Source organism: Vibrio sp. GLN_1 (genome assembly GCF_043106015.1).
GTDB classification, from domain to species: Bacteria; Pseudomonadota; Gammaproteobacteria; order Enterobacterales; family Vibrionaceae; genus Vibrio; species Vibrio parahaemolyticus.
In genome coordinates this window covers 204,245-222,931 of the sequence record NZ_JBICMD010000014.1, presented here as the reverse complement: position 1 = coordinate 222,931, position 18,687 = coordinate 204,245, and the positions used below count along the sequence as shown (strand labels likewise).

Annotated in this window: 14 protein-coding genes; 6 read left to right on the top strand and 8 right to left on the bottom strand. The window is 47.6% G+C overall.

Annotated elements, in window-relative coordinates; genetic code table 11:
* The first annotated feature begins 68 nt into the window (after positions 1-68).
* From ACF8OV_RS05945 to ACF8OV_RS05935, 3 genes are read left to right on the top strand one after another with little or no spacing between them, the layout of a single operon-like run.
* Positions 69-1,190: an ABC transporter ATP-binding protein gene (locus tag ACF8OV_RS05945; protein ID WP_025522365.1), complete on the top strand. Its 1,122-nt coding sequence runs from the start codon at positions 69-71 to the stop codon at positions 1,188-1,190.
* Complete coding sequence (locus ACF8OV_RS05940; RefSeq protein WP_323230280.1) at positions 1,187-2,467, top strand: ABC transporter permease; 1,281 nt, start codon at positions 1,187-1,189, stop codon at positions 2,465-2,467. The genes ACF8OV_RS05945 and ACF8OV_RS05940 overlap by 4 nt, the downstream gene beginning before the upstream one ends.
* A gap of 2 nt (positions 2,468-2,469) precedes the next feature.
* Positions 2,470-3,318, top strand: a complete 849-nt coding sequence (locus ACF8OV_RS05935) for an ABC transporter permease (protein ID WP_005455010.1) — start codon at positions 2,470-2,472, stop codon at positions 3,316-3,318.
* 108 nt (positions 3,319-3,426) lie between these two features.
* Here the strand turns inward: ACF8OV_RS05935 and ACF8OV_RS05930 are convergent, their stop codons facing one another.
* Positions 3,427-3,867 (bottom strand): hypothetical protein, encoded by a 441-nt coding sequence (locus tag ACF8OV_RS05930; protein WP_005495452.1) that lies wholly within the window; start codon positions 3,865-3,867, stop codon positions 3,427-3,429.
* A 307-nt stretch (positions 3,868-4,174) separates the two neighbouring features.
* On the opposite strand from ACF8OV_RS05930, the gene ACF8OV_RS05925 reads away from it, so the two are divergent.
* Positions 4,175-6,619: a collagenase gene (locus ACF8OV_RS05925; RefSeq protein WP_392404337.1), complete on the top strand. Its 2,445-nt coding sequence runs from the start codon at positions 4,175-4,177 to the stop codon at positions 6,617-6,619.
* 251 nt (positions 6,620-6,870) lie between these two features.
* On the opposite strand, the gene ACF8OV_RS05920 is transcribed toward ACF8OV_RS05925, so the two are convergent.
* The 7 genes from ACF8OV_RS05920 to ACF8OV_RS05890 form a co-directional block, all read right to left on the bottom strand.
* Positions 6,871-8,667 (bottom strand): aminopeptidase P family protein, encoded by a 1,797-nt coding sequence (locus ACF8OV_RS05920; RefSeq protein ID WP_203502686.1) that lies wholly within the window; start codon positions 8,665-8,667, stop codon positions 6,871-6,873.
* 9 nt (positions 8,668-8,676) lie between these two features.
* Positions 8,677-9,657, bottom strand: coding sequence for an ABC transporter ATP-binding protein (locus ACF8OV_RS05915; protein ID WP_203502685.1), 981 nt, complete (start codon positions 9,655-9,657; stop codon positions 8,677-8,679).
* 9 nt (positions 9,658-9,666) lie between these two features.
* Positions 9,667-10,650, bottom strand: a complete 984-nt coding sequence (locus ACF8OV_RS05910; protein ID WP_071651997.1) for an ABC transporter ATP-binding protein — start codon at positions 10,648-10,650, stop codon at positions 9,667-9,669.
* Positions 10,651-10,660: 10 nt separating this feature from the next.
* Positions 10,661-11,593 carry an ABC transporter permease subunit gene (locus ACF8OV_RS05905; RefSeq protein ID WP_020903869.1) on the bottom strand — a complete coding sequence of 311 codons (933 nt, stop codon included), beginning with the start codon at positions 11,591-11,593 and terminating at the stop codon, positions 10,661-10,663.
* A 9-nt stretch (positions 11,594-11,602) separates the two neighbouring features.
* On the bottom strand, positions 11,603-12,523 hold the full coding sequence (gene oppB / locus ACF8OV_RS05900) for an oligopeptide ABC transporter permease OppB (RefSeq protein WP_029999537.1): 921 nt from the start codon (positions 12,521-12,523) through the stop codon (positions 11,603-11,605).
* A 166-nt stretch (positions 12,524-12,689) separates the two neighbouring features.
* Positions 12,690-14,300, bottom strand: coding sequence for a peptide ABC transporter substrate-binding protein (locus tag ACF8OV_RS05895; protein ID WP_258496070.1), 1,611 nt, complete (start codon positions 14,298-14,300; stop codon positions 12,690-12,692).
* Positions 14,301-14,567: 267 nt separating this feature from the next.
* Positions 14,568-15,674 carry a M20/M25/M40 family metallo-hydrolase gene (locus ACF8OV_RS05890; protein ID WP_025516695.1) on the bottom strand — a complete coding sequence of 369 codons (1,107 nt, stop codon included), beginning with the start codon at positions 15,672-15,674 and terminating at the stop codon, positions 14,568-14,570.
* Positions 15,675-16,489: 815 nt separating this feature from the next.
* Between ACF8OV_RS05890 and hppD the strand changes: the two genes are divergently transcribed.
* On the top strand, positions 16,490-17,563 hold the full coding sequence (gene hppD, locus ACF8OV_RS05885) for a 4-hydroxyphenylpyruvate dioxygenase (RefSeq protein ID WP_017448597.1): 1,074 nt from the start codon (positions 16,490-16,492) through the stop codon (positions 17,561-17,563).
* Positions 17,556-18,686 carry a homogentisate 1,2-dioxygenase gene (locus ACF8OV_RS05880; protein WP_203502651.1) on the top strand — a complete coding sequence of 377 codons (1,131 nt, stop codon included), beginning with the start codon at positions 17,556-17,558 and terminating at the stop codon, positions 18,684-18,686. Before hppD ends, ACF8OV_RS05880 begins: the two co-directional genes overlap by 8 nt.
* The last annotated feature ends 1 nt before the right edge of the window (position 18,687 follow it).

Genomic DNA, 18,687 nt, shown 5'->3' with positions numbered 1-18,687 from the left:
GCTAGTGAGTAGGGCGCTTTGTGGCGCTCTACTTATTTTCGCTATACAAAAATGAACGGAGGGATGCCATGAGCACAGCAAACAAGGATTATGTGAGCTTTCAACATGTTAAGAAAACCTACGACGGTGCAAACTTGGTGGTTAAAGACTTCAACTTAGACATCGCACCCGGAGAGTTTGTCACCATGTTGGGGCCTTCTGGATCAGGCAAAACAACGTGTCTGATGATGCTGGCGGGTTTTGAAACGGCAACAGGCGGGGAGATTTACATTGATGGCGTTCCGGTAAACAATCTCGCGCCACATAAACGCGACATCGGAATGGTATTTCAAAACTACGCGCTGTTTCCTCACATGACGATTGCGGAGAATCTCGCTTTTCCTCTAAAAGTGCGCAAGCTCGATAATCAAACCATTCAAAATAAAGTACAGAGCGCACTGGACATGGTCGAGTTAGGGCACGTTGCCAGTCGTTATCCCAAGCAGTTATCTGGCGGGCAGCAACAACGTGTCGCGTTAGCGAGGGCGCTTGTGTTTGAACCGAAACTCGTCCTGATGGATGAGCCTTTGGGCGCGTTGGACAAGCAACTTCGTGAGCAAATGCAGATGGAGATTAAACACCTGCACGAAAAGCTCGGTATTACGATTTTATATGTCACGCATGACCAAGATGAAGCGCTCACTATGTCTGACCGAATCGCAGTTTTTAATCAAGGCGAAGTGCAGCAACTTGCCCCGCCAACGGAACTGTATGAATCTCCGAGTAACGCGTTCGTCGCTCAGTTTATTGGTGAAAATAATCAGCTTTCGGGTGTGGTAAAAGAGTGGCAATCAGAGCGATGCCAAGTCCAGGTCGGCCCCGCTCACTTCGTTGCCAAACCGGTTCGAGTGACCCAAAACGGCGAGCACACCACCTTGTCTATTCGACCAGAGAAAATTTCCATCCAACCTGATGACGAATCGTGTGATAACCAAATTGAAGGCGTGCTGCGTGAGCTAATTTATCACGGAGATCATTATCGTCTAGTGGTCGACGTTGAACTGGTTGGTCAGTTTGTTGTGAAAGTGCCGAACGACAACCGAACGCATCTGAACCTTATTCCGGGAACGGTTTGTCGAATTGGGTGGCAAAGTACAGATTGCCATGCGCTAGATGCGATTCAACCAGAAACCGAAGAGGTGGCGGCATGAGTCGAGAGCTAACCTCGTTAGATTCGGTGCTGGAAATCGAACGACATGTGAATCACCAACAGAGCGATCTCAGAGCCCAACTGCAAAAAGCGGAGCGCAATAAAAACCTACGCTCAATCATGCTGACGTTGCCGTTGGTATGCTTTATTTTGCTCACATTTGCGTTTCCTATTTTAGAAATGCTTTATCGCAGTGTCGACAACCGAGATATTCCGCAGGCCTTGCCGAAAACAATCCTAGCGTTAGCGCATTGGGATTATCAAGGATTGCCAGATTCCGAAGTGGTAGAAGCATTTTCGGTTGAGCTGCTGGCACTGTATGAGGCCAAAGCTCTTCCTAAAATCGCCAATCGCATGAACATAGAAGTCTCTGGCATGCGCAGTTTGATGATGAAAACGGGACGAAAATTGTCTCGTTTAGAAGTGCTTCCTACGTCAATAAAAGAACTGAGTAGGCTCGATAAACGCTGGGCGGATGCAAAATATTGGGTTGCTTTTAAGAACCTGAGCGGTGCGATAACCGTCAACCATTACCTTGCGGCATTGGATATGCAGGTGAACGAAATGGGCGAGATTGAAGCGCAACCAGAAAAACGGCAGATCTACGTTGACCTTTTCTTTAAAACCTTTTGGATGTCGATCTTAATTACCGTGATTTGTTTGTTGATGGCTTATCCCGTTGCGTATCTGTTAGCAAACTTGCCAGACAAACGCGCCAACTTGCTGTTGATTGTGGTGCTACTGCCTTTTTGGACGTCACTATTGGTCCGTACGACCTCTTGGATTGTGTTGTTGCAAAATCAGGGGGTGATTAATGATTTACTGATTTGGTCTGGTTTAACGTCTGAGCGAATTCAGATGATACACAATACCTTTGGTACGGTTGTTTCTATGGTACACATCTTATTGCCTTTTATGATTCTGCCGCTCTACAGTGTAATGAAAGGCATCAGTCCAACGTATTTCCGCGCTGCTCGTTCCTTAGGGGCGTCCCCTCTTGTTGCATTCGTCAAAGTCTACATGCCGCTTACTTTACCGGGGATTGGCGCTGGAGCGTTGCTCACGTTCATTCTTTCGATTGGTTTTTACATTACGCCGGCACTCGTGGGTGGAAGGAGTGGGCAAATGATCTCCAATATGATTGCGTACCACATGCAAACCTCGCTCAACTGGGGAATGGCGGGGGCGTTAGGTGGGCTGCTTTTGTTTGTCGTGCTCGCGCTGTTTTATGTGTTTAACCGTGTGGTTGGCATAAATAACATTAAGGTAGGAGGATAACCATGGCACTACCAAACTACGCTTCAAAAAGTGAGAGAATGGCTTACGCAGGCTACTTGGTATTTTGTGGACTGGTGCTGTTCTTTCTCATTGCGCCTATTCTGACAATCATCCCCTTGTCGTTTAATGCCACCCCTTATTTTACGTTTACAGAAGGTATGCTGAACTTGGACGCAGACGCCTATTCTGTACGCTGGTATCAAGAAATGTTCACCAATGAGCAGTGGTTATTAGCACTCAAAAACAGCACGTTTATTGCGCTCATGGCTACTTTGATCGCGACGGGTCTGGGTACGTTAGCCGCATTGGGGCTAGCCAACAGCAATTTGCCGTTTAGAAATGCCATTATGGCGTTGCTGATTTCTCCAATGATTGTGCCTGTGATTATTTCTGCCGCTGCGATGTATTTTTTCTACACTCGGTTGGGTTTATCTCAGACGTATTTTGGCATTATCTTAGCGCATGCCGCGCTAGGTACGCCTTTTGTTGTGATCACTGTGAGCGCGACGCTGAGTGGTTTTGATCAAAGCCTCGTCAAAGCGGCGGCCAGTTTGGGCGCAAATCCGGTTTACACCTTTAGGCACGTAACTTTTCCGTTGATCCGTCCCGGTATGATTTCCGGTGGATTGTTTGCGTTTGGCACGTCGTTTGATGAAGTGGTCGTGGCGTTGTTTTTAACGGGCGCAGAACAAAAAACCGTCCCAAGGCAGATGTGGTCAGGGATCCGAGAACAAATCAGCCCGACAATTTTGGCTGTTGCAACCTTGCTGATTTTTATGTCCGTGTGTTTGCTCGTGACGTTGGAGATCTTACGCAGACGCAATGTCCGTATTCGTGGGATTCAAGAATAAATAAGCCTTTTTCGGTTGCTCAGAGCTTTCTCGTCCAGGAATTACTCACCCTTTGACCGAACGCGCCTCCTTGTGGCGCTTTTTTACGTCTGCGGCTCGATAGGGGGGCTATTTGATTTGTTGAATTTCTATTCCCGCTTGCTCAAAACGGGCGAATACTGGCCTGTGATGCTGCTGATACCAGCTCGCTGGCATGTTAGGTTTAAGCTGTAGCTTCTCCTGTTTGCTGATCACCACATAGTGCAAAAACGCGTTAAGCGTAGCCGTCATTACATCAAACGTCATCTCTCCATCTTTACTGATGGCTTTGAGCAAACCAACCACGGTTTCTTCAGGAACTAAAGGCTCAATAACCGCCTGTTTACGAGTTTTAAGGCTGATAGAGGCTGGCAATGCATCACGGGCGGTTTCCCAACAAACCTTGTTGTTTTTATTTACTAAATTGTTTTTATAGCAGTAGTAACTGAATAAAAAACGGGACACGTTTTGCCAGCGTTGCGTTTGGATTTCTAACCACAGGTGCTGAAGTTCGATATCGGCATCGGTCATAGATTTCATTCTAAATATGTTGGGAGAGCGATAGTGTAGCTTGGTTTTTTCATAACGCCAAAATCCTTCGTTGTGGCGTCTTTAAGTGCTAGTTCATCAAAGTCTATTGAGCAAATCGATTTTAATAAAGTTCGTCGTGTGGCGAATTGGGTACTAAAAAGTGATACCGCTAAATTTGTTTGTTAATGAATTGTTTATTTTAAAGCTCAATCAGATTTATATGAGGATGCTCTTTGTTGTGAAAAGAGCACGAAGTGATGTCACGTGGTATCGGCATTTAAGGAACACATTATATAGAAGAACAAAGATGGAACTGAAAACCCTCAGCGTCGCGATTGCGGCAACCTTGAGCAGCACTGCTGCGTTCGCAATGAGCGAGCCAGTAGCGCAAGTCACAGAGAAAGTTGAACATCATCAGCACGAACACGGTGTAGAAACGGCGCAGCCTGAGTATGCACCGACAGAATTGTTACCACAGCTACCAAAACAGACGTTACGTACGCGGGCTATCCAATCGGTTGAAGCGTCAAGCGTGGTTTGTGACGTAGAATCGTTCACAACCACCAACAGCAACGACTTGATCAGCGCGATAAAAACTCAAGGTGCAAGTTGCATCAACGAGCTGTTCTCTGCTCAAAGCCGAGTGCAAGAAGCGGCGTTTGATTCTGACCACATGTATAACGTGGCAAAGCATACGGTGACTTTGGCGAAGGCCTATACTGGCGGTGGTAGTGATGAGCTTGAAGCCTTGTACTTGTATTTGCGCGCTGGCTATTACGCCGAGTTTTACAACAACAATATCTCGTTTGTTTCTTGGGTCACGCCCGCAGTGCAAGAGGCGGTAGACGCGTTTGTAAACAACGCTAATTTTTACGAAAACAGCGACCCGCACGGCAAGGTATTAAGTGAAGTGATCATCACGATGGACAGTGCGGGGCTGCAACACGCTTATTTACCGCAAGTGACGGAGTGGCTGATGCGCTGGAATGACCAATACGCTCAAAACTGGTACATGCGCAACGCGGTGAATGGGGTGTTCACCATCTTATTTGGTGGTCAGTGGAACGACCAATATTTGCAAACCATCGGTAACCAAACCGAACTTGCAAAAGCATTGGGTGACTTCGCGTTGAGAGAGTCCTCGATAGGAGCGAGCGACGAGTTTATGGTGGCAAATGCGGGTCGTGAATTGGGGCGTCTGACCAAATATTCGGGCAGCGCTGCCACAACGGTGAGTAGCAAGTTAAAAGATATTTTTGCTCGCTATGAGATGTACGGAAAAGGGGATGCCGTTTGGCTTGCTGCTGCGGATACGGTCTCCTACTACGCCGAATGCAGCGAGTACGGAATTTGTGATTTCGAAACCAAGCTCAAAGGTTTGGTGTTATCGCAAACCTACACTTGTAGTCCAACCATCCGTATTTTGTCGCAAAACATGACGCAAGAGCAGCATGTGGCCGCTTGTAGCAAAATGGGTTACGAAGAAGGGTATTTTCATCAATCTTTGGAAACTGGCGAACAGCCAGTCGCTGATGATCATAATACACAGCTTCAAGTGAATATTTTTGATTCCAGTGACGACTACGGTAAATACGCGGGGCCAATCTTTGATATCAGTACCAACAACGGCGGCATGTACCTTGAGGGTGACCCGTCCAAGCCGGGCAATATTCCTAACTTTGTCGCTTATGAAGCGTCTTATGCTAACCCTGACCATTTTGTTTGGAACTTAGAACATGAATACGTGCATTACCTAGATGGCCGATTCGACCTTTATGGCGGTTTTGGTCATCCAACTGAAAAGGTAGTGTGGTGGAGTGAAGGCATTGCAGAATACATCGCAAACGAAAAAGACAATCAAGCGGCGTTAGATACGATTCAAGACGGCTCAACTTACACCTTGAGCGAGGTTTTTGAAACCACATACGATGGTTTTGATGTTGACCGAATTTATCGCTGGGGCTATCTGGCCGTTCGATTTATGTTCGAGCGACATAAAGATGATGTAAACCAAATGCTGGTGGAAACACGCCAAGGTAATTGGAGCAGTTACAAGGCGACCATCAATCAATGGGCAAACCTATACCAGAGCGAGTTTGAACAGTGGCAACAGTCATTGGTTTCAGGTGGCGCTCCTAATGCAGTAATAACCGCAAACAATGAGGGAAAAGTCGGTGAAAGCATTACATTCAGCAGTGAGAACAGTACGGATACAGACGGGCAAATCGTCAGTGTGTTGTGGGACTTCGGTGATGGCACGACCAGCACACAAACCCAGCCGACGCACCAATATGGGAGTGAAGGTCAGTACACGGTCAGTTTAACAGTGACAGATAATGACGGTTTGACAGCTACCGCGACCCACAATGTGACGGTTTCGGCGACTGGCGGTAGTAGTACGCTTCCGCAAAATTGCGCGGTACAAAGCAAAGTGAGTGGTGGTCGTTTAAATGCTGGCGAGCCTGTCTGTTTGTCAAATCAGCAAACCATTTGGCTGAGTGTGCCGGCAGTTAATGAACATGCGAATATTGCTATCTCAACTGGCAATGGCACGGGTGACCTCAAAATTGAATACAGCAATCTAGGCTGGCCAGATGGTTCAAACCTACATGGTTTGTCAGACAATGCTGGTAACAAAGAGTGCATAACCGTTTCAAACCAAGCCAATTATTGGGGCTACATAAAAGTCTCTGGCAGTTTTGAAAATGCCGCGATTGTTGTAGATTTTGACGCGGAAGCTTGCCGAGAGTAACGCGCATTTTGACACAAATAAACGCCCTGTCATATTGGCAGGGCGTTTTTGTATCTGGTCATCGGCGGAGCGTATTTAGTGTTTTCTGTGACGACTAATGAGCGTTAATCATTGGCATTTATTTGTGCAAAGAAAAGCTTTCAGCAACAAGAAGAGGTGCGCACATAGGCGGACAAAAAAGCCAGCCCGAAGGCTGGCAATCAAACAGGGAGTTTGAAATGAAAATGAAATCGGGAGATAGGGCAGTTTGTCTAAAGCTCTACAAACTGAGTTGCGCGCTGAAGCCAAGCTTTGTCGTGCTCATCAAGAGATGGGCTGAGTGCTTGGTAGACGCGAGAATGGTATTGATTTAGCCAGTTAATTTCATCATGGCTTAGCAAAGAGACATCAAGCATGTTCGTGGCGATTGGTGCCAGCGTAATGGTCTCGAAGCCATAAAAAATACCGAACTCATTTTGCTCGACTTCAACCACTTTCATGATGTTTTCGATCCGAACACCGTATTCACCTTCACGGTAAACACCGGGTTCATTGGTGATCACCATGCCAGGTTTTAGCTCAACTTCGCGGTGGCTTTGCGAGAAGTTTTGTGGCCCTTCATGGACATTCAAACAAATACCCACACCATGTCCTGTACCGCATTTGTAATCAATACCATGTTGCCACAGCACACCTCGCGCCATGATGTCGAGATTGGCACCCGTAGAGCCTTTCATAAATCGAGTCTGAGTCAGTCGGATGACCGCTTTCAGCACTAACGTGTAGTCTTTGCGCTGTTTAATGGTCGGTGACCCGAAGTGGAAAGTACGGGTGATGTCTGTTGTGCCGCCAAGGTATTGGCCGCCTGAATCTACAAGGAAGAAATTGCTTTCATTGACAACGGCATTGCTTTCTTCATCGGCGGCGTAGTGCATTTTCGCGCCATGTGCGGCGAAGCCTGCAATCGTGCGGAAACTGTCGCTCACATAATGGCGAGTTTGACGGCGATAGCTTTTCAATTGAGCCTCGGCTGACAGCTCAGTAACAAGCCCGCTTGGGACTTGGTCTTCTAACCAGCTCATGAACTTCACGACAGCCACACCATCGTCCGTCAATGACTGTTCGAGATTGGCTAACTCGGTCTGATTTTTGATGGCTTTCATGTCGGTGACGGGGCAAGCCATTGGCTTTAATGAAAGGTTCTGCTCAATGGAGTTAACCAACAAACTGTCGGTATAAACCGGGCTAAAAGCAAGCGACAAGCCTTCACATTGCTGATTCAAATACTGGCTGACGTACTCGTAGTGACGAACGCTCACACCTTGCGTAGTCAGATTCTTCTCTATCTCGGCTGGTAACTTTTGTTTATCGATGAACGCCGTCGCGCGGTCTCGCTCGACAATAAGGTAGGATTCTGAAACCGGGCAGTAAAGCGTGTCACCGCCACGAATATTCAGTGTCCACATCACATCGTCAAGGGTTGAAACCAATAAACAGTCCGCATGGTTTTCATTGAGCCATTTACGAATATCTGCGAGTTTTTGTTTGGTTTCTACACCAGAAAATGCAACCGGATGGTCAAAAATTCCTGCGCTCGGTCTGCTCGGGCGGTCAGTCCAGATTGGCGTTATCAGATCGAGGTCGAGAACAATCTCGATGTTCTTTGGCTCAAGCGTTTGTTTAAGTTCTTGGTAAAATGCGTAGCTGATCGAGCGTCCATCCACGGCAATCGCGCTGTTTTCGTCGAGGGTATTCGCAAGCCATTTAGGAATGGTGGGGGTTTCCGGCTGACGCGCTTTGAAAAGGTCTAACCCTGTTCCATGCAATTGTTCTTCTGCTTGAATGTAGTAGCGACCATCTGTCCACAATCCACCGCCTTGTTGAGTTATGACGACATTACCAGCCGAGCCAGTAAAGCCAGAAATCCACGTGCGTCCAGCCCAGTGGTCAGCGGAATACTCACTATTGTGGGGATCATTGTTTGTGACGATGTAGGCCGAAACCTTGTAGTTTGCCATTGCGTCGCGTAGCGATGAAAGGCGTTGGTTAACCGAGTTTGTTGTATTCATGAAAACGTCCTAAATCATGTTTGAACAGTAAATATGATGTTGCTCAGTGCCTGTTTTGACTGGGCTTTGCTGCCCACATAGTTCCGTAGCTTCTGGGCATCGGGTTCTAAAAACACAACCGCTGGGTGGGTTGAGCGGAGAAGGGAGGTCTCCGGGCAACAATTGGATGTCGCGGTTGCGTGCAAGTTGCGGATTGGCAATCGGTACCGCAGAAAGCAATGCTTTTGTGTAGGGATGCTGAGCATCGTCGAACACTTGGTCGTAGCGTCCCACTTCCATTGGTTTGCCAAGGTACATCACCATCACTCGGTCGCTGATATGGCGCACAACGCTTAGGTCATGAGCGATCATCACCAGTGTCAGTCCCATTTCTTGTTTAAGGTCGTTGAGCAAATTAATGACCTGCGCTTGAATCGAGACATCCAATGCGCTGACGGGTTCATCACACACCACCAAATCCGGATTGAGGATTAAGGCGCGCGCGATGCCAACACGTTGGCACTGACCGCCAGAAAACTCATGCGGATATCGGTTACGTTGGCTTGCCAACAGACCCACTTTGTCCATCATCGCAATGACGCGTTGTTCGACTTCGGCGCGTTTGAGTTGAGGTTGGTGTGTGAGTAACGGCTCTGCGATACATTCTGAAATCGTTAATCTCGGATTGAGGCTCGCCGATGGGTCTTGGAATATCATCTGAAACTCTTGGCGACGACGCGCTAACTTGTTTTTGCTGAAGCCACGCATGTCTTCACCTTTCCAAGTGAGCTTACCGTGCGTGGGTTCAACTAAGCGCAGCAGAGCACGCGCTAAGGTGGATTTTCCGCAGCCTGATTCGCCAACAATGCCGAGCGTTTCGCCTCGATAAACATCCAAATCGATGCCGTTGACGGCTTGTACGATCTTTCTTCGGCTCGGAATGAGGTGTCGCGAAACAGGAAAATGCACTTGCAAGTCGCGAGCGGACAATAACACTTCTTTCTGATTCATAACGTTTCCTTAAGCCGACTGGTGGATGAGTGAAATGCTGCTTTGGGCTTTGACATGGCAGGCGATGGATTGACGACCATTGAGCGGCATAAACTTCGGCGCTTCGGCGTGGCAGCGAGCGAGTCGGTAATCACAGCGATCTCTAAACGGGCAGCCTTGGTGGTTAATCAAGGCGCTCGGTGGGTTGCCAGGGATGGTTGGCAAACGAGGCATGTCTTCGGTGATCGAAGGAATTGCTCTCAGTAAGCCTTGGGTATAAGGGTGTGCGGGCTGAGCAAAGAGGGTGTCCGTATCCGCTTGTTCCATTTTTTGTCCGCCGTACATCACCAACACGCGGTCACACATTTCGGCGACAACGCCCATGTCGTGCGTGATCAGCAATATCGCGGTATTAAACTCTTTTTGTAACTCACGTAACAACGTCAGGATTTGCGCTTGTACTGTCACATCGAGTGCGGTTGTGGGCTCATCAGCAATAAGCAGTTCCGGTTTACATAACAACGCCATGGCAATCATCACACGTTGGCGCATACCGCCAGAAAGCTCGTGTGGATATTGGTTCATGCGTGTTTCCGGAGAAGGAATCCGCACCGCATCCAACATCTGAATGGATTCCGCAATGGCTTGCTTGCGACTCATGCCTTTGTGCACCATCAACACTTCGCTTAGCTGTTTACCTATCTTCATAAATGGATTCAGAGAGGTCATGGGATCTTGGAAGATCATGCCGATTTTCTCTGCGCGAATACGGTTGAGCTGTTTCTTGGACATTGAGAGTAAGTTCTCGCCATGAAATAAGGCTTCACCGGAGACATTACCGTTGTCGGCGGTGAGCCCCATCAGCGCAAATACCGATTGGCTTTTACCAGAGCCTGATTCACCCACAATGCCGAGCGTTTCTCCTGCTTTAATCGAGTAGGAAAGGTTACTGACCGCTTGGACTTGTCCGTCTGGCGTATCGAAGCGCACGTTCATGTTTTCAATAGATAGCATGGAGTTGTCCTTATCGATCTTTTGGGTCAAGAGCGTCGCGTAAGCCATCGCCGATGAAGTTGAAACAGAATAGGGTTGTGACCAAGAACAGGGATGGAAAAAGCAGCATCCACAAGGCAACGTCAATGGTTTTTGCACCTTCGGAAATCAGTATTCCCCAACTGGTGTCTGGCGGTTGAACACCTAAGCCTAAAAAGCTCAAGAAGGATTCAAACATGATGAAGCCGGGCACCATGAGCGATGAATAGACCATTACAATTCCCAATACGTTCGGCAGCACGTGACGACGAACAATGGTGAACTTTGACACGCCAATGGAATGTGCCGCTTCGATGAACTCGCGCTTTTTAATTCCGAAGGTCACGCCGCGTACCACGCGAGCGATTCCCAGCCATGACACCATGCCAATTACGATAAAAATCAGATAGATGTTGTTGCCAAAGAGGGTGACGAAAAGGATGACCATGAACATAAATGGTACTGAATCCAACACTTCGATGATGCGCATCATCACGCTATCTACAACGCCGCCTAGGTAGCCTGAAATGCTGCCCCAAATCGTTCCGATAACGACGGCGACTAACGCGCCGACAAAGCCAACTAAAATCGAAAGGCGACCGCCTTGCATGGTGCGGGCAAACAGGTCTTGGCCGAGATCGTCGGTACCAAAGTAATGGCCGCTGCTAAGTGATGGCTTTCCTAGTTCGTATGGGTCGGCGAGTACGTCCCAATCAATCTCATCGTGTCCAAAGGCCGCAATCGAGGGGCCAAACGTGATGCACAAAGTGATGAGCGTGAGCACATAAACCGATGTCATCGCGGCGCGGTTTTTTCGAAAACGAGCCCAGGCGTCTTGCCACAAACTACGACCTTCCACCGCTTCGATATTGTCTACGACTTGGTCTTGTAAGGATTGAGTATCCAGTTTCTTAATCGATAACATGTTTGACTCCTAAACTCGGATACGTGGGTCGATCACCGTGTACAACAAATCGACCACAAGATTAAAGAAGATGGTGAGTGAGGCGACAATTAAGGTGATGCCCATGACTAAGCCGTAGTCGCGATTCAGTGCACCAGAGACAAAGTGCTGGCCCATACCACCAGTGCCGAAAAAGATGTCGATGATGACAGAGCCCGTCACGACAGAGACAAACGCTGGCCCGAGCATGGCGACGACGGGGATCAATGACGGACGCAGTGCATGGTGGAACAAGATGTAGGCGGTCGATAATCCCTTCGCTTTTGCGGTGCGAATGTAAGGCTGATTGAGGGTTTCAATCATCGCGCCGCGCATGACACGCGCGATGCTAGCGACTGATCCAATGGCCAGACTTAATACCGGCAAAACAAGAAAAGCTAATTGCCCACCTTCCCAGCCACCAGCGGGGAGCCAACCAAGCTGAATCGCAAAAATGGTGACAAGCACGGGAGCCAAAACAAAAGCAGGAACAACCACGCCCGTCATCGAGAGTGTCATTAATCCGTAATCCAAACGGCTATTGCGCTTTAACGCGGCAATAGTGCCGAGCAGCATCCCAAGTGGGACTGAGATGCTAAAAGAGAGCACCCCAAGCATTGCCGATACGGGCCAAGATTGCGCAACCAACTGAGTGACAGAGAAGTCTTGGTAAACAAAGCTTGGGCCTAAATCACCCTGCACAAAGTTTGTAATGTAAATCCAAAACTGAACCAGAAACGGTTCATCAAGGTGGAATTTTGCTTCGATGTTGGCGCGTACGATTTCCGGCATTGGGCGTTCCATATCAAACGGGCCACCCGGTGCGATGTGCATCAACCAGAAAGAAACCAGTGCAATAAGCAGTAAGGTTGGAACGGCGATGGCTAGCCGTCTCAGAATGTACCAAATCATGATCCATCATCCTTTGGTAAAACGACGCCACATCCTGCCGCGTCGAATAAAAGGTGAAAAAAATTGGCCTGTGCTCATTACCGAGGAAAGAGAGGTTCGAGAAGGTATGCCATGTATTGGCAATGTCAGTGCTAGTTACCTTATCGACACAGGCCGAAACATGCCTTTAGTGGACTTTCACATAGACATTCTTGCGGTAGTACGAGGACTCGGGGTTAGTGCGCTCGTAGCCACCGACATAAGGCTTGATCAGGTATTGATCGTTGCCGGGACGGTAAACTGGAATGATCGCCATATCATCAATCAACATGCTTTCTGCTTGTAGATATAGCTCAGATGGGTCGCTCATGGTCTTAGATTGCGACATCAACTCATCGTATTTCGGGTTGTGGTAACGTGAATCGTTGTACTCACCATTTGAGACGAAGATATCTAACCAAGTCGAGGCCTCGTTGTAGTCGGCAGTCCAACCGCCGCGCGTAATTTCTGTGGGTTCTTTCAAGGCATAGAAGACTTTAGGTTCCAACTGCTTGATAGTGACTTGTGCGCCTAAACGGCTCTTCCACATGCCCGCCATGGCTGTCGCCATTTTTACATCCATCGAGAAAGTTGGGACGGTAAACGTCAACTTAAGTGGGTTACTTTGGTTGTAGCCTGCCTCTGCTAACAAACGCTTTGCTTCGTCAATTCGTTGGATTTGGTCCCACTTTGAATATTCCGGTGTGTGCGATTGAAACCCATCGGTTTGCGGTGGTACTAGCGTGAACATCGGAATGCCACCATTTCTTAAAATCGAATCAGTCAGTAGATTGCGATCAATGGCATAGGAGAGGGCTTGGCGAACTCGACGATCTTTGGTCGGCCCTTCTTGCGTATTTAGGTAGTAAAAAGTCGAACCTAGCGAAGCACTTGTATCAGCCACATCTTGAGGCAGTTTGCTTATTAGTTTCCTTTTTTGTGCGGCAGGAATCGACATGACCTGATCAATTTCGCCTGCTAGGTAGCGATTTAGCACGACATTCGCATCACCGATCGGCAGCCAAGTGATTTTATCTAAGACGACGTTGTTTGCATCCCAATAGTGCGGGTTTTTCTTCATTACCATCTTCTCGTTTACCTTCCACTCCGAAACGGTAAACGCGCCGTTGGTTACGATGTTCTCAGGTTGTGTCCAGTTACTGCCGTGTTCCTCTACCGTTGTTCGATGAACCGGAGCAAGAACGGGGTGGCTCAGGAGTTTTATGAAGAACGGAATTGGCTGCTCCAAAGTGACTTGGAAGGTTTTTTCATCCAACGCTTTCACGCCCAATGAAGCAGGTTTTGCTTCGCCTTTCATAATGGCTTGCGAGTTTAGGATATTCGGTATGGCGGCAAACCAAGCGTAAGGTGATGCCGTGTTAGGGTCGAGCAATCGTTGCCAACTGTAGACAAAATCTTGAGCGGTCACTGTGTCGCCGTTTGACCATTTCGCATCGCGCAAGTGGAAGGTGTAAACGGTATTGTTGTCATTCACCGTCCAAGATTCTGCAATCCCAGGAATCGTTTTGCCTTGTTTGTCCTGAATGGTTAAGCCTTCAAACAAGTCTCGACCAAGGTTGAACGCAGGCTCCGCGGCTTGTTTTGCAGGATCGATAGAGGTGACTTCCGCCCCGTTGTTGAGCGTAATTTCTTGCGTCTCTGCAAGCGTCACACCAGCCGGATACGGCACTGCGTAGCTCGGTGTAGCCAGTATCGGACTCATTATCGATGCTAGCAAAAGTAGTTTAGGTAATTTCATCCTTGTCTCACTCTATTCATCCTGAAAGGTGCTCAAAATGTATATTGTATAAATTGTCTGTACAATCGAGTTTTAACATGGTTGTAACAAGGTGCTAAAAGCCGGGCTGTTCGGTCTCAAAAAGTGAGCTAGTAGAATTTTTATCGCGGTTGATTACCAAGTTGGCATTAAGGGAAGAATGTTTATGGAGGGCAAAAATAAAAATCCCCTTCGCGCAGGGCGAGAAGGGGATGAAAGTCGGAAGTTAATCTAAATATCTGAGCGAGGCTACTTCACCAAAAAATGCTTAACGAACTCAGAGATTTTTACCATATCGTCAACGGCGATGAACTCTTCCGTGGTGTGTACTTTAGCCATACCCGTAGATAGATTCACGGTTGTCAGACCTTTCTTGTTGAAGTTGTTCGCATCGCTGCCGCCGCCAGTGCCTTTCGTGAACGCTTCGATACCCATATCTGCAAACGCCGCTTTGATTGCGGTTACGTGCGCGTTGTCTTCTTCGATAACAAAGGCGTCGTACGCGCGGCTAGATTCGATTTCGACTTCTGCGCCATGTTTTTCACATACCGACTCAAATGTTGAAATCATGTGGTTGACTTGGGCTTCTAGTTTCTCTCCATTTAGAGAGCGAGCTTCAGCAACGATTTTAAGCTCTGGCATCACAATGTTGGTTGCCTGACCACCGTTGACCATGCCGATGTTCGCTGTGGTTTCTTCGTCGATGCGAAGCAGTTTCATTTGGTTGATTGCGTCTGCCGCAACCATGATCGCGCTGATGCCTTCTTCCGGCGCAAGACCTGCATGTGCAGGGCGGCCTTTGATGGTTGCGACGATCTTTTGTTGGCCCGGAGCAGCCGTTACGATAGTTCCAATTGGGCCACCTGTGTCCAGTACGATCGCTTCTGTTGAGGTTACGTGAGACATATCGAAGTATTCAGAACCGAACAGGCCACCTTCTTCATGTACGGTGAACGCCAATTCGAGCGTTTTGTGTTCTAGGTTTTCAGCTTGGATGCAGCGCACTGCTTCCATGATGGCAGCGATGCCAGATTTATCGTCACCGCCAAGAATGGTGTTGCCTTTCGAGCGGATGATACCGTCTTCGATGATCGGCTCGATACCAATGCCCGGCGTTACCGTATCCATGTGACAGCTCATTAGGATTGAGCCTTCTTTTTTCCCTTCTAAACGTGCGTACACGTTGAAGCCATTAGAAATGTGTTCTGGTACAGGAAGTTTGTGAACAGTAAAACCTAACTCGCCCAGTTGCTCAGCCAGCGTTTCTGCAATTTGTTTTTCATTCATAGATTCGCTGTCGATGCGAACCAGTTGGCAGAAATGTTCAACTAGACGTTCTTGATTAATTTGTGTCATTTGGGTGTCTCTTTCTTTTGGGGTCGAGGGCGATACCGAGAAACGATGTGAATTCGAAATCAATGGCACGGACTCTAAAGGGAACAGAACCTCTCTTATTGCACAGCTTTATGTAGGTGAAGCTGCGTTGAATCAAAGAAAATCACTGCCTGACACGATTCTGACCGAGGATAATGCCAGAAGTGACGACGCAATCACGAAAGTGGTTTAGCAAGTGACAATTTGGTAATTGAGAACGGAGACAGTAATGCACTATGGCTCGAAGCAAATATGTAACTGATGAAAGCAGTCAATAATTGCTGCAAGGTGCACTGTAAATAAGTAGGGTGTATTTGAAGCAAAATCACATTTGTGGATTAATGACGTCTCTGTTTACTCATATCCTCGCACTGCCAACTGGATAGGCCAAGTTCAATAAGAACTTGGCCGCTTTTTACGTGCGCTTTGTTGTCTTGAAACTCTCGCTTGTTTCACTCTTTCCAACCTCTCTTTAAATGAAACCAAAGACTTATCTAAAGTCGCTAGGTGCCAATAAAAATCGCCATGGTAACAAGTTGTTTACATTTGGCAGTGTGGCGTAAATCGAAAAATATCAACCTAATTGATTGAAATTCAATTTAATTTTGGTTTCTTTTTAACCGGGCACATTGATGGCTTTGTGGTGTAACATTAATTTTACATTTCTCCGTAAGACCCATCGAAATAGAGATTTCGGCCGATGTATTCCAATTTCTCTCTACCTGCGCCAAGTTAGAAAAATCAGTTCAAACAGCTCAGTGAGGCTGTAAACAAATTAGTGACGCAAGGAGAAAGTCATGGTGGACACATACAACCCATTAGGTACAGACGGATTTGAGTTTGTTGAATACACAGCTGCTGACAGCAAAGGCATTGAACAACTAAAAGCGTTATTTACATCGCTAGGCTTTGCTGAAATAGCCAAACATCGTTCGAAAGAAGCATGGTTGTATCGACAAGGTGACATCAGCTTTATCGTGAACGCCCAGCCTCATAGCCAGGCGGAGGAATTTGCTAAAGTTCACGGCCCATCTGTATGTGGTATGGCGTTTCGTGTGAAAGACGCGACGGTTGCGCTTGAACATGCTATTCAAAACGGCGGCACAGAATACAAAACTGAAATTGGTCCGATGGAACTGAGTATCCCTGCCATTTACGGTATTGGTGAAAGCTTGCTTTATTTCGTTGATCGTTATGGCAAGCAGAGCATCTACGACGTCGATTTCCGTTTTTATGACGATGCAGACGATCGCTTAGCTAAATCAGACGTTGGCTTGTATGAGATAGACCATCTCACGCACAACGTTAAGCAAGGTAATATGGATGTATGGTCTGGTTTTTATGAGCGCATCGGGAACTTCCGAGAAATTCGATACTTCGATATCGAAGGTAAACTGACCGGCCTTGTCAGCCGCGCAATGACGGCGCCGTGTGGCAAAATCCGCATTCCAATCAATGAATCCTCGGATGACAAATCGCAGATTGAAGAGTTTATCCGCGAATACAACGGGGAAGGCATTCAGCATATCGCACTGACAACGGATGACATCTATCAAACGGTGCAAACGTTACGTGACCGCGGTATGGACTTTATGCCAACGCCAGACACCTACTACGAGAAAGTCGATGAGCGCGTTGAAGGCCATACTGAGGATGTCAGCAAACTTCGTGATTTGCAGATCTTGATTGATGGCGCGCCAATGAAAGACGGAATCTTGCTGCAAATTTTTACTCAGACTGTTATTGGCCCTGTGTTCTTTGAAATCATTCAGCGCAAAGGCAATGAAGGCTTTGGTGAAGGTAACTTCAAAGCGTTATTTGAATCGATTGAAGAAGATCAAATTCGCCGAGGAGTACTAAGCGATGCATAAATGGATCACATTTCCGCATCGGGAAGGAGTGTGCTCTAAACAAGCACATGCGGATTTCCCGGATGAGGCAATTTATGAACGTGAAGCTGGCCGAAGTGGATTCTTCGGCCCTGCGGCACATTTTCATCATCAACATGCGCCAACCGGTTGGTGTGAGTGGGAAGGTGACTTACGCCCACGCGCTTTTGACTTCACCTTAGTGGATAAAGCCAGTCAAATCTCTCCTTGGTCAGTATCGCACCTACTGCACAACGCTAACTGTAAAATACGTGTATGGCGCATGGATGAAAAGATGGATTTCTTGGTAAGAAATGCAGATGGCGACGAGCTGCTGTTCATCCACCAAGGTACGGCAGATCTTTACTGTGACTATGGTCATCTGAAAGTGAGCGAAGGGGATTACGTCATGATCCCGCGCTCAACGAGTTGGCGTTTAGAGCCGAGTGAGTCAATGTTCATTCTCATGATTGAAAACACCGATGCAGCGTACTCCTTACCTGAAAAGGGCATGGTAGGGAATCACGCGGTATTTGACCCAGCGGTGTTGGAAGTTCCGTCTATCAATGATGAGTTTCGTGCGCAATATTCTGAAAACCGCACCGAGGTTCAGGTAAAACGCCATGATAAAGTCAGCGTGATTACCTATCCGTTCAATCCTTTAGACGCGATTGGTTGGCATGGCGACTTAGCAGTAGTGAAAGTGAATTGGCGTGATATACGTCCCCTTATGTCACATCGCTACCACTTACCACCGTCGGCGCATACTACATTTGTAGGAGCGGGATTTGTAGTGTGTACGTTTGTTCCTCGTCCAATTGAGAGCGACCCGGGAGCACTTAAAGTACCGTTCTACCATAACAATGATGACTATGACGAAGTGTTGTTCTACCACGCAGGTGACTTCTTTAGTCGCGATAACATTGAAGCGGGTATGGTGACGTTTCATCCGGCAGGCTTTACTCATGGTCCGCATCCAAAAGCGTTTAAAGCGGGTCGAGAATATAAGAAGAAGTTTACGGATGAGGTCGCAGTCATGATCGATACCCGTCATGCACTCCAGTTCTCGGATGAACTGGATAAAGTAGAAAACAAAGAATACGTCTATAGCTGGCAAGAGAAGTAAG